General features: G+C 43.5%; 15 protein-coding genes. 5 read left to right on the top strand and 10 right to left on the bottom strand.

Annotated features, from left to right (window positions below; translation table 11 throughout):
• Window positions 1-21: 21 nt before the first annotated feature.
• The 3 genes from SNE25_RS17260 to SNE25_RS17250 all read right to left on the bottom strand — a co-directional run bounded on the left by SNE25_RS17260 (window position 22) and on the right by SNE25_RS17250 (window position 4,721).
• Complete coding sequence (locus tag SNE25_RS17260; RefSeq protein ID WP_321560239.1) at window positions 22-2,451, bottom strand: ABC transporter permease; 2,430 nt, start codon at window positions 2,449-2,451, stop codon at window positions 22-24.
• Between the two features lie 219 nt (window positions 2,452-2,670).
• On the bottom strand, window positions 2,671-3,348 hold the full coding sequence (locus tag SNE25_RS17255) for an ABC transporter ATP-binding protein (RefSeq protein ID WP_076373372.1): 678 nt from the start codon (window positions 3,346-3,348) through the stop codon (window positions 2,671-2,673).
• A gap of 116 nt (window positions 3,349-3,464) precedes the next feature.
• A complete protein-coding gene (locus SNE25_RS17250) occupies window positions 3,465-4,721 on the bottom strand; it encodes an efflux RND transporter periplasmic adaptor subunit (RefSeq protein ID WP_321560238.1) in 1,257 nt (418 codons plus the stop codon).
• Between the two features lie 290 nt (window positions 4,722-5,011).
• On the opposite strand from SNE25_RS17250, the gene SNE25_RS17245 reads away from it, so the two are divergent.
• From SNE25_RS17245 to SNE25_RS17225, 5 genes are all read left to right on the top strand, one after another.
• Entirely contained in the window at window positions 5,012-6,367 is a 1,356-nt protein-coding gene (locus SNE25_RS17245; RefSeq protein ID WP_321560237.1) for a sigma-54-dependent transcriptional regulator, read from the top strand.
• A complete protein-coding gene (locus tag SNE25_RS17240) occupies window positions 6,357-7,706 on the top strand; it encodes a sensor histidine kinase (protein ID WP_321560236.1) in 1,350 nt (449 codons plus the stop codon). Before SNE25_RS17245 ends, SNE25_RS17240 begins: the two co-directional genes overlap by 11 nt.
• A gap of 163 nt (window positions 7,707-7,869) precedes the next feature.
• A complete protein-coding gene (locus tag SNE25_RS17235; protein ID WP_321560235.1) occupies window positions 7,870-8,436 on the top strand; it encodes an NADPH-dependent FMN reductase in 567 nt (188 codons plus the stop codon).
• 297 nt (window positions 8,437-8,733) lie between these two features.
• Window positions 8,734-10,617, top strand: coding sequence for a molecular chaperone HtpG (htpG, locus tag SNE25_RS17230; protein ID WP_321560234.1), 1,884 nt, complete (start codon window positions 8,734-8,736; stop codon window positions 10,615-10,617).
• A 126-nt stretch (window positions 10,618-10,743) separates the two neighbouring features.
• Window positions 10,744-11,268, top strand: coding sequence for a DUF4251 domain-containing protein (locus SNE25_RS17225; RefSeq protein ID WP_321560233.1), 525 nt, complete (start codon window positions 10,744-10,746; stop codon window positions 11,266-11,268).
• 44 nt (window positions 11,269-11,312) lie between these two features.
• Here the strand turns inward: SNE25_RS17225 and eutC are convergent, their stop codons facing one another.
• The 7 genes from eutC to SNE25_RS17190 all read right to left on the bottom strand — a co-directional run bounded on the left by eutC (window position 11,313) and on the right by SNE25_RS17190 (window position 21,151).
• Window positions 11,313-12,068, bottom strand: a complete 756-nt coding sequence (eutC, locus tag SNE25_RS17220) for an ethanolamine ammonia-lyase subunit EutC (protein WP_321560232.1) — start codon at window positions 12,066-12,068, stop codon at window positions 11,313-11,315.
• Between the two features lie 5 nt (window positions 12,069-12,073).
• Entirely contained in the window at window positions 12,074-13,453 is a 1,380-nt protein-coding gene (locus SNE25_RS17215; protein WP_321560231.1) for an ethanolamine ammonia-lyase subunit EutB, read from the bottom strand.
• Between the two features lie 34 nt (window positions 13,454-13,487).
• Entirely contained in the window at window positions 13,488-14,831 is a 1,344-nt protein-coding gene (gene eat, locus SNE25_RS17210; protein WP_321560230.1) for an ethanolamine permease, read from the bottom strand.
• 148 nt (window positions 14,832-14,979) lie between these two features.
• Window positions 14,980-15,912, bottom strand: coding sequence for a sugar phosphate isomerase/epimerase family protein (locus SNE25_RS17205; protein WP_321560229.1), 933 nt, complete (start codon window positions 15,910-15,912; stop codon window positions 14,980-14,982).
• A 190-nt stretch (window positions 15,913-16,102) separates the two neighbouring features.
• Window positions 16,103-18,700: an MGH1-like glycoside hydrolase domain-containing protein gene (locus SNE25_RS17200; protein ID WP_321560228.1), complete on the bottom strand. Its 2,598-nt coding sequence runs from the start codon at window positions 18,698-18,700 to the stop codon at window positions 16,103-16,105.
• A gap of 272 nt (window positions 18,701-18,972) precedes the next feature.
• On the bottom strand, window positions 18,973-20,043 hold the full coding sequence (locus SNE25_RS17195; protein WP_321560227.1) for a dipeptidase: 1,071 nt from the start codon (window positions 20,041-20,043) through the stop codon (window positions 18,973-18,975).
• A 1-nt stretch (window position 20,044) separates the two neighbouring features.
• Complete coding sequence (locus SNE25_RS17190; RefSeq protein ID WP_321560226.1) at window positions 20,045-21,151, bottom strand: D-TA family PLP-dependent enzyme; 1,107 nt, start codon at window positions 21,149-21,151, stop codon at window positions 20,045-20,047.
• Window positions 21,152-21,225 lie beyond the last annotated feature (74 nt).

The following is a 21,225-nucleotide window of genomic DNA, read 5'->3' as shown; positions in this document are numbered from 1 at the left end:
CCGATCCCCGCCACTCACCACTCACTCATTCTTCAAACTATCAACCGGGTTTGCCATAGCCGCTTTTATTGATTGAAAGCTCACCGTAATAATGGCGATCAACAGCGCTATGATACCCGCCAGCGCTAACACCCACCATGAAATATCAATACGATAGGCAAAACCCTGTAACCATTTACTCATTAAATACCAGGCCAGGGGCGAGGATATTAAAATGGCTATGAATACCAGTTTTATAAAATCTTTTGACAACATGCCGGTAATTGCAGATACACTGGCGCCCAGCACCTTGCGTATCCCGATCTCTTTTGTGCGCTGCTCGGCAGCATAGGCGGCCAAACCAAATAAACCCAGGCAAGCTATTAAAATGGCCAGCGAGGTGAGTATAATGGCTACTTTACCGGTAAGTTGCTCGCTGCGGTATGAGGCATCAAATTCCTGATCCATGAACGAATAGTTGATCTGTACATTTGGCGACAGGTTTTTCCATTTATCTTTTATTTGCGATAAAAGCGCTGGCAGGTTTGCGGTATTAACCCGGATGCTTAAGGCGCCGTTATTCTCTCCCAAAGTCATTACTACGGGCTCTACTACATCACGTAATGAGCTGAAGTTGAAGTTTTTCACCACGCCTATAATATGGTAAGGCTTTACGTTATCAAGCGTATGTTTACCCCCCTGGTTTCGGTATATGGTTTTATTTAACGGGTCTTTAAAACCAAGAAATTTTGCAGCGGCTTCATTGAGTACTATGCCCGACGAATCAGTTTGCATATCCCTGGAAAAGCTGCGGCCCGCGGCCATCTTCATGTCCAGTGTATTCATGTAATCCTCGTCAATATCCCAGCTTTGCGGAAATATTGATCTTTTTTGATCAAGCGATGCATCCCTGAAATAAATAGACGTATTGCTCCAGTGTGATGTGGGGAGGAAACCCGTCATGGTAGCGTTGATAACTCCCGGAATTGCCTTTACTTCCTGTTTAAATATCTTAGCCTGGGTATTCAGTTCAGATATATTTTGCACTATAAGTACCTGGCTGCGGTTGTACCCTAAATTTTTGGTTTGGATATAATTTAGCTGATTATAAACAACCAAAGTACCAATGATAAGGATAATAGATATGGAGAACTGGAAAACCACTAAAAAGCTCCTGAGCCTGCCCCCTTTAAACCCTGCCGTCAATTTGCCCTTTAATACATCAACCGGTTGAAAAGCGGAAAGGTAAAACGCAGGATATGAGCCGGATAGCGCACCTATAAATATGACAATGAACAACAATACAGGTAATATCCACGTAAGAGATTGCGCGGTGATCAGTATCTCCTTGCCCGATAACTGGTTAAATGCAGGCAGCAAAAGTAACGTCGACAAAAAAGCTATAATGGTGGCCAATAACGTTAACAGGGTCGACTCGGTTAAAAATTGCAAAATCAGGTATTTGCGTGGCGATCCTAATACCTTGCGCACCCCAACCTCGCATGCACGGTTTGATGAACGCGCGGTAGAAAGGTTCATGAAATTTACGCAGGCAATTAAAAGTATAAATATGCCGATGGCCGAAAATATATAAATGTATTGTGTTGTTGTATTGGCTCCAAGTTCGCCGCTCAGATGGCCATGCAGGTGTATGGCCGTTAACGGGATTAAATTCATTCTGAAATAACTGCCGCTTTTTTCAAACGCATCGACACTCATATTGAGTTGGTCAAGCATTTGCGCGCCGCTGTATTTTTTTAAGAATTCGGGGAAAGCGCCCTCCAGTTTTTTTGCATCTGAAGCGTCTTTTAACAAAACGTAGGTATTATAATCGCTCCGTAGCCATTCATTTGAGCGGCTGTCGGGAAAGGAAGACATCGATATAAAAAAATCGAAATTAAAATGTGATTGCTTAGGGATATCTTTTATTACACCGGTTACCTTACACAGTGTATTATCATTAAACAACAGGGTTTTACCAACAACATTGGTGCTGTTAAAATATTTTAAGGCAGTGGTTTCGGTAATTACAACGCTGTTGGGCTCTGCCAGCGCCGATGACGGATTACCATTGATCATGGGCAGGGTAAACACATCAAACAAGGAAGGATCGGCAAAGGCTACCCTGTTTTCGGATATATTCAGGCTGCCCTTTTTTACATGCGACGTACCCGCATTTTTTAACCTTACTGTGTTTTCAACGTATGGATATTCTGTTTTCAGGGTTTTAGCGAGCGGAGGCATGCACACGGCATATTCAACTTTATTGTCGCCCAGTTTCAGATCTTCGTTAACACGGTATATTCTATCGGCTTTAGTGTTATACCTGTCGTAGCTTAGTTCGTCAACTACATATAAAACAATTAACAGGCAGGTAGCCAGCCCCAAGGCCAGGCCAAGGATATTGATAACGGTAAACCCCTTGTTTTTTAAAAGGCTCCTGATGGCTGTTTTTATATAATTCCTGATCATTTTATTAAAATATTAATAGGTAAACTGCCAATTATAAAAACCGTTATACTTTTGCGGAATATACCGGCAAAGCATATTTTTTCGCGAAAGGTTAGGTTAAAAAGGAGTATCCAGGCAAAAAACAAAAAACTCAAGCCTACCCCTCCCATTAAGGGAGCGGTAAGCGAGGCACTTATTAACTTATATAAACTATTTTCTTTTGGGGGAAACGAATACAGTTTAAACCATGATATTTTCCATAACACTCTGGCCGTCAAGTAAACGTATAATACGGTGACTGTAACGGGCATCATGCTCGGAATGTGTAACCATGATTATGGTAGTCCCCTGTTCATTCAAATCGGTAAGCAGTTCCATTACATCGTTACCATTGCTGCTATCGAGGTTACCGGTGGGCTCATCCGCCAGTATCAGTTTTGGCTTGTTAACCACGGCACGGGCAATCGCCACACGCTGTTGCTGACCACCTGATAACTGCTGCGGATAGTGGTTACGGCGGTGCATGATCTGCATTTTGTCAAGCACTTCCTCTACCCTTTTTACCCTTTCGGCCGATGCTACACCGGTGTATATCAATGGCAGTTCCACGTTTTCAAACACGGTTAGCTCATCAATAAGGTTAAAGCTCTGGAACACGAAGCCGATATTGTGCTTACGCAAGTCGGCACGTTTACGTTCGGTAAAGTGGGCAACCTCAATATCGTTGAAAACATAGCTCCCGGCATCCGGATCATCAAGCATACCCAAAATATTGAGCAGGGTTGATTTGCCGCAGCCTGATGGCCCCATGATGGCCACAAACTCCCCGGTCGCGATTTCAATAGATAGCTTATTTAAAGCTATGGTCTCTACCTCTTCTGTACGGTAGAATTTTTCGAGATTAGTAATTTTTATCATTGGTGCCTCCTGAGTAGTACCCACCTGTTGGCGGGCACCTGTTTTATATTTTTTGTTTAATTGGTTATATTATATATGATGTTTTAAAATCTGTTTTCGTTGCAGGTATACTGCATTTATTTTTTTAGTACCAGTTCCTGTATATCGCCATAAGTTTCATAGCTTGAGGTAATTACCTTATCCCCCGGATTTAAACCCTGGGTTACCACGTAATAGTCAGGACTTGTCATTCCAAGCTGTATATTAACTTTATAGGCACGTTTACCATCCTCGCTCACTTTAAATATCCAGTTGCCGCCTGTTTGCTGATAAAAGCCGCCTTTAGGTACCAATACCGCTACTCTCTCCTCGCTCAGTGCCAGCCTCACCTGTAAAGTCTGCCCTTTTCTGATGCCTTTGGGTACTTCGCCTACAAATTGCATATCAACCTGGAAACTGCCTGTTGCCTTAACCTGGGTATATACCTTTTTTATAATCAAATTATAGGTTTTGTCGGCAAACTGAAAATCGCCTTTTAAACCGGTATATATGCGCGACAGGTAGTGTTCATCAATATCAACCCTCACTTTAAAGCCCGATTGCACATCTATCTGGCCCAAATGTTCGCCTTGTTTTTTATTCTGGCCTACCTCGGCATCCATTGATGTTAACTGACCATCAACATTTGCCCTTAAAGTAAGGCTGGCAACTTTCTGGCGCATCAATTCCAATGTGGTCTTCATATGCGCGTATTGCTCTTTTGATTGTGATGCCTGTTGCTTAACCAGTGCTGTATCCTGCGATAATATCTGTTTAGCCAGTTTGTACCGGTTAACCTGGTAGTCATACATATTTTTTGCCGACTGATATTCCTGTAAACCTATCGCTTTTTGTTCGTAAAGATGCTTATCCAGTTTGTAAACCCTTTCGGCCTCTTTGAAGGTATTTTCAACATCGGCCATGGTATTAAGCTTGGTGATCGTATTTTGCTGCGCGTTGTTATGCGATATCTGCATTTGGGTTTGCTCGGCATATACTGCAGTTTCCTGGTTGGCCAGGCTCAGTTCCAGGTCGGTATTTGATAATCTTAGTATCGGGTCGCCTTTTTTCAAATCGGCTCCGTCTTCCACATATTTCTCTTCCACAACGCCGCCTTCTGTAGCATCCAGGAAAATAGTTGTTAAGGGCATTACCACGCCATTTACCGGTATAAATTCCTGAAAAGGCCCTTTTGTAATAGTACTTATGGTTATACGTTCGGTATCAACATCGAGCTTGCTTTTGCCCGATGTGCTGTAAATTACGGCCCCAACTAATATAATAAGGCCTGTTATGCCCGCAATTGTTAATATCCGCTTATTGTTCCAGGTCTTTTTTTCAAGTTTTCTATCCACTGTAGTTTATTATATTTTGAATAGTAGTTACAAAAAGATATGCCACAAATTAAAATACTGTATTTCAGCAATTTAAACCATAAATAAGCATTTAAAGCGTACGCTTCTGTTACAGCAAGTGTCCGGTTATGATACAGTACTTTAACTTAATGATAGTTCTTCGGGGTTGATTTACAGTTTAATACTTGTATTATATGTAACTGGTATGAAATTTAAGCATTCAATTATTAATTTGCACAATGAAATGATAAACAATCATTTTACACTAACCACAATCTAATTACTATCAAATGATACTTAAAAAGGCAACCATTTTAATTGTTGATGATGACCCGGATGTGCTAACCGCGGTTAAGCTTTTACTAAAAACAGAAGCCCAGGAGGTAATTACTGAAAAAAATCCGGAGAATTTAAATTGGTTACTGCAGCGTAATGAGGTTGACCTTGTTTTGCTCGATATGAACTTTAACAGCGCCATTAATACCGGCAACGAAGGTTTATACTGGCTGCGGAAGGTAAAAGACTGGAAGCCTAATGTTTGTGTGATCATGATAACCGCCTACGGCGATATTGACCTGGCTGTACGGTCACTAAAAGAAGGCGCTAACGATTTCATTGTAAAACCATGGCATAACGAAAAGCTGATTGCCACCATAAAAGAACTTTTAGATAAAAAAGAAGGGGTAAAAACCACCAAAACGGCTGTAAAAAGCACTGCCGGTGATACCTCAATACTGGGCGAATCGGAAGTGATGCAGGATATTTTCTACAAAGTGAATAAAATAGCCCCTACCGATGCCAATATTTTGCTCCTGGGCGAAAACGGCACCGGTAAAGATCTGATGGCCAAAGCCATACATGAGCGCTCATTGCGTGCCGATAAACCTTTTATAAAGGTAGACGTGGGCGCGCTTACCGATACCTTGTTTGAAAGCGAACTGTTCGGTCATAAAAAAGGAGCATTTACCGATGCCCGCGAAGACCGCACCGGCCGTTTTGAAGATGCCCAGGGCGGTACTTTGTTCCTGGACGAAATTGGGAACATTACATTGCAGCAGCAGGCTAAATTACTAACCGTGTTGCAAAACCGGCAGGTAACGCGCCTGGGCACCAATAAGGCTGTTGATATTGACATCAGGCTTATATGCGCCACCAACGTACCTATGCACGAGCTGGCCAATGAAAACCGTTTCCGTAAGGATTTGATATACCGTATTAATACCGTGGAGATCAATATGCCGCCATTGCGCAAACGCGCCGAGGATATAACCATACTGGCCCGGCATTTTGCCAAACAATACGCAACCAAATACCTGAAACCATCGGTTGATTTTGATGCTGCCGCGCTTCAAAAGCTAAAATCATACAATTACCCGGGCAACGTACGCGAGCTGCAATATACCATTGAACGTGCGGTTATCATGGCCGATGACCACATACTGCGCCCCGACGACCTGATATTTTCGATTCTGGAAACAGCACCCGAAACGGTTTTGGACGACGATAATATTCAATTAAGCACCCTGGAGAAGAACGCTATACTCCGGGTTATTGAAAAGCATAATGGTAACATTACCCGGGCCGCTAAAGAATTGGGCCTAACCCGTACAGCTTTGTACCGCAGATTGAGCAAATATGATATTTAACCGATATGAATGGCGGCTGTTGCTGCGCGTGTTCCTGATGTTCCTGGCATTAACTTCCGCCTCATTTGTTATTGTTAAAGGGCAGCCGTTATACCTGGTTATTTTTATTCCGCTGGTTATTTACGCGGTTATTGAAATGATCCGTTTTCAGAAAAAGGCGCAGGACGAGGTGAACCAGTTTGTGGAATCTATCCATTATCGCGATTTCTCCCGTCATTTTGATGTACGCAGGGCACCAAACGAGTTAAAGCCTTTGCGTAAGGGGTTTAATGATATCAACACCACGTTCAAGCTCATCAGCCGCGAACGCGAAACACAGTACCATTACCTGCAAAAGATACTGGAGCTGGTTGATACCGGTATCTTGTCGTTCGAGGAAGAAACCGGCAACATCAGCTGGATCAATGAGGCCTTTAAAAACCTGATCGGCATACCCTATCTTAAAACGGTCCATTCGCTCGAAAAACGCGATCCGGGCTTATATCTCGAATTAACCAAGGTAAAACCGGGAGATAGCAAGATCATCACCATCAGCCGTAACCAGCAGCTGGTTAAAATGCTGATAACGGCCAGCGTAATGCGCAGCGACGATGTACTGTACAAACTCATCGCGTTCCAGAATGTGAGCGAAGCCCTTGACGAAACAGAATCAAAAGCATGGCAAAAGCTGCTGAACGTAATGACCCACGAGATCATGAACTCTGTGGCCCCTATATCGTCATTGGCAGATACACTGAAAAACCGGCTGCAAAGCCCCGAAATTGCCAACAGCGTACAAAGCAGCGAACTGGAAGACCTTGAACTGGGTATAGATACCATAAAAAGGCGCAGCGAAGGTTTACTGAAATTTACCGAAAGTTACCGCAGCTTAAACAAGATCACCAAGCTGGATCTGGACAAGATACTGGTGCGCGATCTGTTCGAAAACCTCAACAGCCTGATGCGGCCAACACTCGAGAAAAAGAACATAGAGCTGGAAATTATACTGCGCGACCCAACCCTGGCCATCCAGGCCGATATAAACCTCATAGAGCAGGTAATGATAAACCTGTTGGTTAACGCCATTGAGGCCGTTAAAGACCGCGAAGAGCCCCGCCTTATCCTCTCGGGCGAACTGCAGAACAACAGCAAAACCTTAGTTAAGGTTATCGACAACGGCCTGGGCATGCCCCCCGAACTGCTCGACAAGATATTCATACCGTTTTTCAGCACCCGCAAAACAGGCAGCGGCATAGGCCTCAGTCTGTGTAAACAGATCATGCTGCTGCACAAAGGCAATATCCAGGTACAATCAACCGAGGGTAAGGGATCGTCATTTATATTGCAGTTTATACCGTAGGCCCCCCAGCCCCCTAAAGGGGGAGTTTTTTAATTAGCTTGATAAAGAGTTGCAGGAGGGGCTGTCACCCTGAGCCACGTCGAAGGGTCGAGCGGAGAAGCCTGCCCACCATGCTTCGACGGAGCTCATCATGACAGCCTTTTACATTCTTAAGAACAGTACAATGGAACAAGATATTCAAAACCAAAACAATAGTATCACCGCCATTTCCGGCAGCCTGCGTTCCGGCTCATCAAACCATCATATTTTAAAATACCTCTCGGGACTTGTTCCTGCCGATATAACTTTTAACATTTACGACGAACTGGCCCTGATACCCCCATTTGACCCCGGTTTGGATAATGACACGCCCCCGGAGGCGGTAACGCGCCTGCGCGGGCTGTTAACTACTGCCGATGCTATGATCATTTGTACCCCTGAATACGCTTTCGGTGTACCCGGTCAGCTCAAAAACATGCTCGACTGGCTGGTATCAAGCAGTACACTGGTTGAAAAACCGGTAGCGCTTATTACCGCGTCTCTCGGCGGCGAACATGCCCACGCCTCGCTCCTGCTCACACTTGGCGCACTAAACAGTAACGTAATTGATGGTGCCACTTTGAGGATATCTTTCATCCGCTCAAAAATGGATTCGTCGGGCAATATTACCGATGAGGAAACGAAACAAAATTTAAAACAGGTGATGAAAGTTTTTATCGAAACCATTACCGGGTTAAATGTCAAAAAGTAAATTTTTCAAACCAGAAATCAACCTGTTTTTGAGATTACTTTTTTAAATATTCCAAATCAGTAAAAAAAGTGTTAAAATTGATTAAAACACGTCTATTTTAAACCGTTTTTAAAGGTTTTCACCCTCTGAAATCGTGCCTTTAATGCCATATTATGTTAAAATAATGCTTTAAAAAGTGACAACAGAATAATACGCCCAACCCCATCACCTGACAATTTGACAACATGATAATCTTTGGAACAGGCATTGATGGTTGAGGATGAAAATCATATTAAAATCAATCATATTATAAATATTATGCAAGAAAAAGGCAGCATTTCGATTCACACCGAGAACATTTTTCCGATAATTAAGAAGTTTCTTTACTCTGATAATGAGATATTTCTGCGCGAGCTGGTATCAAACGCGGTAGATGCTACCCAAAAAATTAAACGACTGGCCTCATTAGGCCAATATAACGGTGAACTTGGCGACCTGCGCGTTGAAGTAGCATTTGACGAAGAAAAGAAAACCATCACTATTTCCGATAACGGCCTGGGTATGACCGCCGAAGAAATCAAGAAATACATTAACCAGATAGCGTTTTCGGGCGCTACTGAGTTCATGGAAAAATTCAAGGAAGCCAAAGATGCCAACGAAATTATTGGTCGTTTTGGTTTAGGCTTTTACTCTGCCTTTATGGTGGCCGATAAGGTAGAAATTCAAACCCTGTCATATCAGGAAGGCGCTGAGCCTGCTTACTGGGTATGCGATGGCAGTACCGAGTTTGAAATTGGCGAAGGTGTACTGGAAGAACGTGGTACTGAGATCACCCTATATATTAATAGCGAGTCGGAAGAGTTTTTAAGCCAGTACAAACTACAGGAGATATTAGACAAATACTGTAAGTTTTTACCTGTACCTATTAAATTCGGTACTAAAACTGAACAGGAAGAAGATGGTGTTGATGAAGAAGGAAAGCCTAAATACATTGATGTTCAACACGATAACATCATCAATGATACCAACCCAATCTGGACTAAAGCTCCATCTGAACTAAAAGACCAGGATTATCTTGATTTTTACAAACAGCTTTATCCTTTTAGCGAAGATCCTTTATTCTGGATCCACCTTAATGTTGATTATCCATTCAACTTAACCGGTGTGCTATACTTCCCTAAGCTGAAAAACGACTTTGAAATATCAAAAAACAAGATCAAGTTATTCAGCCGCCAGGTATTTATTACCGACGAGGTAAAAGACATTGTTCCGGAGTTTTTAATGCTGCTGCATGGTGTTATCGATTCGCCGGATATTCCGCTTAACGTATCGCGCAGCTTCTTACAAGCCGACAGCAACGTTAAAAAGATCAACAGCTACATTACCAAAAAGGTAGCTGATAAATTAGCGGAACTGTTTAAAAACGACCGTAAAGCCTATGAAGAAAAATGGACCGATATTGGTTTGTTTGTAAAATACGGCATGGTAAGCGAAGACAAGTTTTATGATAAAGCAAAAGACTTTGTTTTAGTAAGCAATACCCAAAAAGAAAACTTCACCCTGGCCGAATACAAAGACAAGATTGAGGCTGTACAGACCGACAAAGACGGACAATTGGTTTATTTATACACCAATGACCCGGCAAAACAGGATGCCTTTATTCAGTCGGCCAATAAAAAGGGATACGATGTGCTGGTAATGAACTCACCTATTGATAATCACTTTATTAGCCAACTGGAGCAAAAGCTTGAAAAAACATCGTTAAAACGTGTAGATGCTGATGTGGCTGATAAACTGATTAAAAAAGATGATGCTCCTGAAACTGTTTTAACCGAAGAGCAATCAACCAAGGTTAAAGATATTTTTAACAAAGCCATTAACAAACCTGCATATAACGTTCATTTAGAGAGCCTTAACCCTAATGAACTTCCGGTTACTATAACTATGGACGAGTTTATGCGCCGTATGAAAGATATGGCGGCGATGGGTGGCGGCATGGGTTTTTATGGGAATATGCCCGATAATTACAAAGTAATTGTAAACGGAAACCATAAACTCATCACCCGCATATTGCAGGAAGAGAACGAAGATGTACAGGCCCAGCTTTCAAAACAGGCATTTGACCTGGCCCTGCTTTCGCAAGGTTTGTTAACCGGTGCCGAGCTTACCGAATTTGTTAACCGCAGCGTTAATTTGATATAATTTTAAAGCTTAATATTGTAGAGCCATCCGTATAAAACGGGTGGCTTTTTGTTTAAAATAATATTTAAATTTGATGGTAATTAAACCTGAGTATCACTTCATCGTCTAACCATCAAATACTTAAATATGAAATCATTAAAGAAAATATCTGTATTAATTATTCTTGCTTTTATAAGCATCAATGTAGTTAACGCGCAAAGCACCCGCAAAGAAAAAAAAGCCGCTCATGTTGCCGAAATTAAAAAAATGGTGGAGGCTCAAAATTATGTATTTAAAGCCAACTACGTTAACCCAATGAGGGGTACTGGCATGGCCTTAACGTCTGATTATGATCTGGTGGTGGCTAAAGATACTATTATCTCCTTTTTGCCTTATTTTGGCAGGGCTTATACATCTGTACCCTATAACCCGACAGATGGCGGCATTAAATTTACAGCTACCCATTTTACGTATGATTCAAAAGCCGGCAAAAGCGGCGGCTGGACAATTACTATAAAACCTACCGGTAAAGACAAAAACATCAGCAACTGGCGCGATGTACAAACCATGACACTTGGTATTTCTCCTGATGGTTATGCGTCTTTACAGGTGATCAGCACTAACCGGGACGCTATTTCATTTAATGGCACCATTGAAAAGCGGGGAAAATAAACAAACGGGGCGAAATGCAAAAAACGTTTCGCCTCTTCCATTTCTTAGCCTTCAAGTAATCCAGCATTATCTTTGAGCCCTACCCCAGATAGCTGAAGTTTAAATGCTTCGCTAATAAGATAAAATATCTTTTTGGCGGCTTTGGGGTATGATAGTCCCCCCGGCCTGACGTTTGACACACAATTACGCGACTCGTCTGTAAGCCCAGGTTTTGGCTTATAGGTAATATAGGCACCCAAACTATCGGCCGAGCTCAAACCAGGGCGTTCCCCAATAAGGATCAGGGACAATTTTGCTTTTAATCCATGGCCTATATCATCGCCAATAGCTACCCGTCCCTGCTCCACGAGGCACAAAGGCGCCAGCTTGAGATGAACAGCTGATAGCTGCGGAATAAGCACTTTCAGTAACCCAATCGTATTATTGTTAACCGCTGTCGCCGAAAGACCATCAGCAATAATGATGGCAATATCGTTTTCTGTATGATGATCTTGCAGTAACTCAACCGAATCGTCGTTCAATTTTCTGCCAAGGTCGGGCCTTTGCAGGTATTGTCTGCGGTCAATAACCCGGCTATACAGATGAAGTACCGGCAGATCAAATGGTTCAAGTCCGGCCGTTAAGCTATTGATATCCAATTCTGAATAAACCGCGTCCCTTGCGTGGGCATGGGCCAGTTTAAACTCCAGTGATTGTTTTAGCGGAATACTTGTCCCCACCCGTCCAATAGCTATCCGGGCTGGGGTAAACTCCTGCAGCGCTTTAAGTGGTTCTATCTCCTGCGGAATATTCCGTTTCATATCATTTAAACCATAACGCCTAATAAACTATGTGAAGCTGCCACAGGTAACATATTCCCTTTATCATCTACAATACCCTGTTTAATAAGCCATTGCTGAAATTCCGGTGCCGGCAGGTAACCAAGTACTTTGCGCAGATATAGCGCATCATGAAATGAGGTGGACTGATAATTAAGCATAATATCGTCGGCCCCTGGTATCCCCATGATAAAATTGCACCCGGCAACACCCAACAAGGTAAGCAGGTTATCCATATCATCCTGATCAGCCTCGGCATGGTTGGTATAGCAAACATCAACACCCATGGGCAAGCCAAGCAGTTTGCCGCAAAAGTGGTCTTCCAACGCAGCACGGATAATTTGCTTACCGTCATATAAATATTCAGGCCCGATAAAGCCCACTACCGTATTAACCAGCAAGGGTTTAAACTTACGGGTTACAGCATAAGCCCTTGCCTCGCAGGTTTGCTGATCAACACCAAAATGGGCATTAGCAGACAATGCACTACCCTGCCCGGTTTCAAAATACATTACATTGCTGCCAATGGTTCCGCGGTTTAAAGACAGCGTAGCCTGGTAAGCCTCCTCAATTAAACTAAGATTGATACCAAAACTGGCATTGGCCAGCTCTGTTCCTGCAATAGATTGAAAGCAAAGATCAACCGGAGCGCCATCATTAACAAGCTGCAATGTGGTAGTGATATGGCTTAATACACAAGTTTGCGTGGGTATGGCAAACTGCTGCCGCAACGTGTCCATCAATATTAATAAACTTCCGATTACAGCCGGACTATCAGTAGCCGGATTAATGCCGATAACTGCATCACCGCTGCAATGCAGCAAACCGTCAATAATACTTGCAGCAACGCCTCTGACATTATCTGTTGGGTGATTGGGCTGCAAACGGGTGCTGAAATGCCCCTTTAGGCCAATTGTATTTCTGAAACTGGTAATTACTTCACACTTTTTAGCAATCGCAATTAAATCCTGGTTACGCATCAGTTTTGATACGGCGGCAGCCATTTCAGGAGTAAGTCCCGCGGCAATGCTTATTAATGTCTCGGTGTCCGTTTCATCACTTAACAGCCAATCGCGCAGCTCACCAACAGTTAAATGGCCTATTAAATTGAAGCTATTAATATCGTGGCTATCAACAATTAATCTGGTTATTTCATCCTGTTCATAGGGAATAATGGCTTCGTTGACGAAAGTTTTCAGGGGTACATCGGCAAGGGTAATTTGTGCGGCAATACGCTCTTCATAACTTTCCGCGCACAACCCGGCCAGTTCATCTCCCGACCGATAAGGAGATGCCTTGCCCAGTAAAGTTTTCAGATCAGAAAACTTATAAACCTTGTTGCGTATGGTATGTTTGTAAGCACTCATTCGTTCAGCTGTTCATTGGTGCATTACTAATAATCTATGCTTCAGTAAATTCAGGTGCGGCCATCATTTCATCAGTTAATATTATCTTATGTTTTCCCATCAGCATAAATATGATAATCACAGCCACAAGCCCTCCAAGAAATATCAAACTCACCCAGCCGTTAAACCAAATGATGGCAAATAAAGTTATTGTTGATATAATTAATGCCGTAGCCGGAAAAAATGGGTAAAACGGCGACGCAAACGGTCTTTCCAACTTCGGCTCCTTTTTTCTAAGCATAAACAGGCTCAGCATGCTCATTAAATACATGAGTATAGCCCCAAGTACTGACAATACAATGATCTGCGCTGTAGTGCCACTATAAATGGCTATAAAACTAACTGCTCCGCCTGCAACCAGGGCCCAATGAGGTGTTTTAAAGCGATGGTTGATATTAGACAAGCCGCGTGGCAAATAGCCGCTGCGTGCCATGGCAAATACCTGCCTTGACGATGCCAGTATGGTGCCATGCAACGAAGCAATTAATCCAAACAAACCTATGCTGGCAAATATTTTGGTTAATCCGTTGGCTTTACCCAAAACAATACCTATAGCCTCCGGCAAGGGGTAATCAAGGTTGCTGAGCTTGCGCCAGTCGGTTATGCCGCCGGTTAATATCATTACGCCTAATGCCAAGGCTACCAGGGTTGCCAGTGCCGATATATAGCCTCGCGGTATATTCTTCTTTGGCTCTTTTACCTCTTCGGCCACCATGGCCACACCTTCAATAGCCAGATAAAACCAAACGGCGAAAGGCAGTGCAGCAAATACACCCGACCAACCGAAGGGCATTGGGTTGCTCATGTAATTATCCATTTTAAAATGGGGCGATACAACGCCCATATATAACAATAATTCAGCAACAGCCAGCACAGTAATGAATACTGAAAATGTAGCCGACTCTTTTACTCCTGATATATTGAGTATGATAAAGGCCACATTAAACAACATAGCCGATTGTATAACAGGAATTTCCGGATATAAAAAATGAAGGTAACTGCCCAGCGAAATAGCTATTGCAGGCGACGCGAGTAAAAAATCAATAAGTGTGGCATAACCCGCAATCAACCCGCCGATTGGACCCATCGCTCTATAAGCATAGGCAAATGCCCCGCCTGCATGAGGAATAGAGGTAGTAAGTTCTGTATAGCTGAATATAAAGGTGATATACATTAACGTGATCACCAGTGTAGCGATTAAAAAGCCGATGGTACCTGATACGGCCCAGCCCAAGTTCCAGCCAAAGTATTCGCCGGAGATAACTAACCCAACAGCAATAGCCCACAGATGAACAGGTTTTAATACTCGTTTTAACTGCTCTGCCGGGGGTGCTGCCATAATTTTTTGATCTGTTAATTAATGCCGCCTTAAGATAGTTAAAGCACATGTTAAATCAAAATAATGGCGTGTTATGGAATTATTAAGAGAACAAAACGCGTCGTTGCTTCGTTTCTCACAACGACGCGCTGTTTGAGCGGGGGGGATATCAAACCTTCAATGTATTTTTCAGATAGCCAATGCTGCTAGTAACACTGGCCAGCGCATCTTTTGGCATATCGTGTTCTACAAAAAAGTGCTGCATGCCTGCTGATGAGGCTGCGGCAAAAATTGGTTTAAAGTCGATTGTACCGCTCCCAACGGGCAGTATATTTTCCCGGCCGGCGTCCAGGTCTTTTACGTGCCATAGTGGGAAACGACCGGGATGCTGTTTAAACATTTCAACCGGATTTTTACCGGCTTTAACTGCCCAAGCCAGATCAAGTTCCATTTTTACATTCTGGGGGTCAGTTTCACTTAGCAACAGATCATAAGGTACTTTGCCGTCAACCGGATGGAATTCCATATCGTGATTATGGTAGGCGAACTGTATACCAACTTTTTTTGCCGCCTCCCCTGTCTTGTTCAGCACTTCAATGGTTGATTTAATTTCATCCAGCGTGGCGGTTGGTGAATTAGCGCAAACCAGGTATTTAATGCCGCCCTCAGCTGCATCGTCAACCAGTTGCTGCATATTATCACGCAGGTTTTTCATTGGTGGTATCACCATAGGCTTGCCATCGGCCCCAACAGGCATCTTTGCCCCGGGAGGAAGTTTGAAAGGAGCGCCTAATACGTGGTGCGATGTCCAGGCCATTCCCAGATCGTTCACCATGGCTTTAAATTCCTTCGGGCTCATTCCGTAATAGCCGCCCCTTTTACTGAATGCCGATTCCAATTCCTTGAAACCAAGATCTGCTATTTTGGTTAAGGTCCCCTTCACATCCTGATCAATGATGTCAAAAAATGTAAATAGCTGCAAACCTATCGGGTGCCCCCCCTGTACATTGCTTAATAGCGAGCCTGCCCTGCCTGATAAAGCTATGCTGCCAAGCGCCAGTGCACCAGCGCTTTGAATAAACTTTCTCCTGTTGTAATTCATGCTGATAATTTTTAGTTTTAATAAGTGGTACAGTAAAACTAAATAATTTTCGGTGGGAAAGAAATTTTATTGTGTCTTTTTTACACAATAAAATTTAAGACGACATTTATAATGTACAAATACCCATATTTTACCATGTATTAGGATTTTTCTACTCCAATAATGATAATTGGGGAAATGGATATCTAATTTATGCGTACAAACAATTAGCAATCAGTCCGGTCCAGCCGGTTTGATGCGATGCGCCTGCACCACGCCCATTATCGCCATCAAAAAATTCGTAAAAAAGTATATAATCCTTAAAATTGGGATCGGTTTGTATTTTGGTGTGTTGGCCAAAAACAGGGCGATTACCATCGCCGTTGCGCAAAAAAATATTCGATACCCGGCGATAAAGCTCATTGGCTACCTCCTTAAGGTTCATGTAATTACCTGAACCGGTTGGGCATTCAACCTTAAAATCATCGCCATAGTACTCATAAAAACGGTGCAGGCTATCAATAATAAGATAGTTTAACGGCATCCAGATGGGGCCCCGCCAGTTACTATTGCCCCCAAACAAACCGCTATCACTCTCAGCAGGTGTATAAGTAATACCAAAATCAATCCCGTTAACCGATACATGATAAGGATGCTCAAGGTGATATTTGGAGAGAGAACGGATACCATAATCGCTCAAAAATTCATTTTCATCAAGCATATAGCGCAGGATCGATTTCATGCGGAAACCGCGCAGTAAGCTAATGAGGTGTTTGCCGTTGGCGCCTTTCTCATTCCAGCGCGATACCAGCGAAGCGAGGTCGGGCCGGTTCTCGGCAAACCATTTCATACGGTCGCGAAATATAGGGCTATCTGTTATATCGCTTTCATCCAGCACTTCGGTGGCAAACAAAGGAATAAGTCCTACTATGCTCCTGACCTTCATTTTTGCAGAGCCATTATCCGGAAAGCGCAACTGGTCGTAGAAAAAACCGTCCTCATCGTCCCAAAGCCCTTCATTGTTATCACCAAGGTTTGACATAGCTCCCACAATGTATATAAAGTGCTCAAAAAACTTCGAGGCGATATCAGCGTATGATTTATCATCAGCAGCCAGTTCGGTAGCTATACGCAGTAAATTGAGCGAATACATGGCCATCCAGCTGGTGCCATCGGCCTGTTCAAGGTGCTGTCCGTCTGGCAGGTGCATGTTGCGGTCAAAAACCCCTACATTATCGAGGCCAAGGAAACCACCTTCAAAAACATTATTACCGGAAGCATCCTTACGGTTTACCCACCAGGTAAAATTGAGCATCAGCTTATGAAATATCCTTTCCAGAAAATAAAGGTCGCCCTTACCATTATTGGCTTCCTTATCGGTTTTATAAACGCTCCATACCACCATGGCGTGAACCGGGGGGTTGCCATCGCTAAAATCCCACTCATAGGCAGGCAGCTGCCCATTGGGGTGCATGTACCAATCACGGGTGAGCAGTATTAATTGATTTTTAGCAAAAGCCATATCTATCCGGGCCAGTGGCAAGCAATGGAAAGCCAGATCCCAGGCCGCAAACCAGGGATACTCCCATTTATCGGGCATGGATATAATATCCCTCGTATTCAAGTGCATCCATTTGCTATTGCGGGCATTTTTCCGTTGCTCAGGCGGCTTGGGCTGGGCCGGGTCACCCCGGAGCCAATGTCGTATGTCAGAATAATAAAACTGTTTGTTCCAAAGCATCCCGGCAAAGGCCTGCCTTTGTATCAGGCTTCGTTCGGTATCATTTTTATTGCTGTATATATCGTTATAAAACTGATCGGCCTCGGTTATGCGGATGTTAAATATATCATCAAAGTCTTCAAAGCTGTAATTGGCGTCGGGCGATAAACGCAGGCGTAGGGTAACGCTCTGTTTGGCAGCAACGGTTATATCATAATTAACCGCGGCTTTTGTACCTGTATTTTTAGGATTAATGGTATCAGTTCCGTTTATAATATAATCGTTAATGCCGCTTTTGATATATTGTATACCATTATCATAATTATATAAACGACGGGTATCGGTTTCATTTTCACAAAACAGTAATCCGCATGGGCCCTCTGTATGCAGCCATAACTTGTCAAGGTCTTTATGAGACACTTCTATCTTACCCTGCCCGTTGGCGACCAAATATGGTCTATAATCCTTATATCCCCAGCTCCAGGTATTGCGGAACCATAAAGTAGGCATCACATTAAGTGCGGCATCCTGATTGCCCCGGTTATAAACAGTTATTTTAATTAATATGTCATCGGGAGCGTTTTTAGCGTATTCGGTAAAAACATCAAAATAGGCGTCATTATCAAATATGCCGGTATCAAGCAATTCAAATTCCGGATCGTTTCGGGTACGGCGCTTGTTTTCGGTGAGCAACCATTGATATGGAAATTCCTGCTGGGGATATTTATACAGCATTTTCATGTAGGAATGCGTAGGTGTACTATCGAGATAATAATACAGTTCCTTTACATCCTCGCCGTGGTTACCTTCGGGATTACTGAGGCCAAAATAACGCTCTTTTATGATCGGATCTTTTTTATTCCATAAAGCAACAGCAAAACAAAGCAATTGTTGCCTGTCGCATATCCCTGCAATGCCTTCTTCGCCCCAGCGATAGGCTTTACTTCGGGCCATGTCATGGGTAATAAAATTCCAGGCGTCGCCATTGGCGCTATAATCCTCGCGTACGGTACCCCATTGGCGGTCACTTACGTAAGGGCCCCATTTTTTCCAGCTTGTATCTTTTAACCTTGACTGTTCTGCATTCATTTTAAAATCCTCCGCAGCATAATGCCACCTAAACAAGTATTTGCAAAGTATGCTTATTTAAGGAAAGTTAATATAAATGAGTGGTTTGTTTTACATGCGGATGAGAAATAACGCAACTGATTATAGGTAAAGCCGATGGTTAAAAAGTTATCGGACGAGATATTCATGTCATTGCGAGAAGGAACGACGAAGCAATCGCGCACTATGTCTATTCGCTCTGTAAAGTTCGCGATTGCTACACTGCGGTCGCAATGACACTTTTGGTATTTAGCTTAAGCCCAGGCTTTTCTTAAAAACCGCAGCCAGTTTCCGTGCATCATATTTTCAATATCCTGATCGGTATAGCCGCGTTTTTTTAGCAGATCGGGTACTTTTTGAAGATCGGCAATGGTTTCCAGGTCATAAGGGCACTGCTCGCGGCCAAAGGCGCCGTCGAGGTCAGATCCCATGCCCACGTGCAGGGCGTTACCGGCTATCTGGCAAATATGGTCTATATGATCAACCATCACTTCCAGGTTACAGTTCATACCTTTAGGCGTCGACTGCCCTCTCACCCAGTTTGGTACCATCATCCAGGCATCAAGCGCCGCACCTATAACCGCATCACGGTCAATCAGGGCCTTTATCATTTCGTCGCTGTACTGTCTGTTGTGGTTTACCAACGCACGGCAATTATTATGACTTGCCCAAACATGCCCGTTAAAGTGATCCAAAGCCTCCCAAAAGCTATCATCACATAAATGGGTAGCATCCAGAATAATATTGAGCCGTTCCATTTCCTTTAGTAATTCATGACCTTTAGAGCCCATATAACCTGTGGCATCAGTGCCCTGGGCGTATCTGCCGGGCCCGTAGTGCGCGGGGCCAACAGCACGCAGACCATAATTGTAAGCACGTTCCAAATGCTGAACGGTGACTATAGAATCGGCGCCCTCCAGGCTTAAAATATAGGCTACAGGCTTATTTTCTGCGGATTGCCCATCACTCCAAAGCTTAAGATGCTGTTCCAGTGATGGCAGGTCGGTTACCTGTACCATTTCACCGGCATCTTCCATGGCTTTGTACCAGGCTACCTGTCCCTGGGTTTGCGCCCAGGCCTGCTCGGGCGAATGCCAGCCCGGCAACGGGTTATCAGGCGCTACATAACGCCCAATTTGAGTAGCTACAACCAAACCTATATTACCCTTGCGCAACTCCGATAAGGAAACCACGGCTTTGGCGCGATCCGGCTTATCGGTAAGGCCTTCCTCGCGCTGGTTAATTTCGGCAAGCGGGCGTGTAAGGTCACGGTTCCACTCCAGCGCATTCATGCTTAAATCTAAATGGGCATCTATTATAAACATATCAGATAGTTATTTTGCGGTCGCGGGCTGTATTAAGCCACTCGCTGTTAAGTACATTATTTTCAACCACGTAAGCTCGTTCATATAAAGCTACCGTTGGGCATACATGATGCGGAATGCCGTATAAAACATCACCTATTTGATAGGTGTGATTCTCACCGGCGTCCACCACCAGATGTTCTTCGCTTTGTGCAATTGGTTTGAGTTCGGGCGCGTTTAAGAAATATATCCGTTTGGCGAGTTCGTTCTCGGCAGATATGGATTTATGACCAACATCCAAACACAGTTTGGTTGAACCGGGCAATGATATTACACGGGTAATTACCAAAGCGGCAGGTAAAAAAGGCTGCTCGGGCATACCGAGCTGATAACCTTTATCCCAGTAAACAAAGGTCCCTGGGCTGCATTCCACATCGGCACGCTGCGCATGAATTGGGAAGGTAGGCGATCCACCTGCCACAATGATAGGTTCAGGATAACCCTTTTGCTTCACGTCCCGTTGTAATTTTAATACAGGGGCAAAACTGTCATTGCACCGCTCCTCGCGTACATCAAGATCAACATCATGGATATGGCCGTCATAAGCGTGAAGGCCTACCGGATGTATTCCCGGCAATACATCACAGTCCATATACAGCTGCAGAGCTTCAAAACCGGCTTTGATACCTGTGCGGTTCATACCCACGTTAAGATCGAGGTAAACGTTAATATTTACTTTATATCTTTTTGCCTCATCTGATATTTCTTTGGCCGCAACGGCATTATCAACCAGGCATGAAAATTTGCTATCGGGATAAGTATGTATTAATTTGATAAACCGGTAAAGTTTAGGGCCAACCGGCTGATAGGCCAGCAATACATCCGGCGCTTTACACATAGCCAGCAATTCGGCCTCGGCAATGGTAGCGCATTTAAACTTATGAATACCTGCAGCAAGCAGCAATAAAGTAACTTCTTTATTTTTATAAGTTTTGACATGCGGACGCAAACGGGCAACATCGTCTATCATGCCAACAAGCATATCGATGTTAGCCTTTACCCTATCCGGATAAACTACCAGTGCAGGGGTGTCCAGCTTTTCAATATCATCAATTGTAAACCAGTTCATTTGGTGGGTGGGTTGTAAGTTTTGAGTGATGAGTTTTGAGTGACAAATTTATCTGACGGTTTTCTGTAAACTAT

It is taken from the genome of Mucilaginibacter sabulilitoris, from assembly GCF_034262375.1.
GTDB lineage: Bacteria > Bacteroidota > Bacteroidia > Sphingobacteriales > Sphingobacteriaceae > Mucilaginibacter > Mucilaginibacter sabulilitoris.
The sequence above is the reverse complement of the archived record's forward strand: the minus strand, read 5'-3'. Positions and strand labels throughout refer to the sequence as shown.

Excerpts from the sequence above, each read along its gene's own strand:
- htpG (WP_321560234.1), top strand. The coding sequence starts at position 8,734 with ATGCAAGAAAAAGGCAGCATTTCGATTCACACCGAGAACATTTTTCCG.
- SNE25_RS17240 (WP_321560236.1), top strand. The coding sequence starts at position 6,357 with ATGATATTTAACCGATATGAATGGCGGCTGTTGCTGCGCGTGTTCCTG.
- eat (WP_321560230.1), bottom strand. The coding sequence starts at position 14,831 with ATGGCAGCACCCCCGGCAGAGCAGTTAAAACGAGTATTAAAACCTGTT.
- SNE25_RS17235 (WP_321560235.1), top strand. The coding sequence starts at position 7,870 with ATGGAACAAGATATTCAAAACCAAAACAATAGTATCACCGCCATTTCC.
- SNE25_RS17215 (WP_321560231.1), bottom strand. The coding sequence starts at position 13,453 with ATGAGTGCTTACAAACATACCATACGCAACAAGGTTTATAAGTTTTCT.
- SNE25_RS17205 (WP_321560229.1), bottom strand. The coding sequence starts at position 15,912 with ATGAATTACAACAGGAGAAAGTTTATTCAAAGCGCTGGTGCACTGGCG.
- SNE25_RS17260 (WP_321560239.1), bottom strand. The coding sequence starts at position 2,451 with ATGATCAGGAATTATATAAAAACAGCCATCAGGAGCCTTTTAAAAAAC.
- SNE25_RS17245 (WP_321560237.1), top strand. The coding sequence starts at position 5,012 with ATGATACTTAAAAAGGCAACCATTTTAATTGTTGATGATGACCCGGAT.
- SNE25_RS17195 (WP_321560227.1), bottom strand. The coding sequence starts at position 20,043 with ATGTTTATAATAGATGCCCATTTAGATTTAAGCATGAATGCGCTGGAG.
- SNE25_RS17200 (WP_321560228.1), bottom strand. The coding sequence starts at position 18,700 with ATGAATGCAGAACAGTCAAGGTTAAAAGATACAAGCTGGAAAAAATGG.
- SNE25_RS17225 (WP_321560233.1), top strand. The coding sequence starts at position 10,744 with ATGAAATCATTAAAGAAAATATCTGTATTAATTATTCTTGCTTTTATA.
- SNE25_RS17190 (WP_321560226.1), bottom strand. The coding sequence starts at position 21,151 with ATGAACTGGTTTACAATTGATGATATTGAAAAGCTGGACACCCCTGCA.
- eutC (WP_321560232.1), bottom strand. The coding sequence starts at position 12,068 with ATGAAACGGAATATTCCGCAGGAGATAGAACCACTTAAAGCGCTGCAG.
- SNE25_RS17255 (WP_076373372.1), bottom strand. The coding sequence starts at position 3,348 with ATGATAAAAATTACTAATCTCGAAAAATTCTACCGTACAGAAGAGGTA.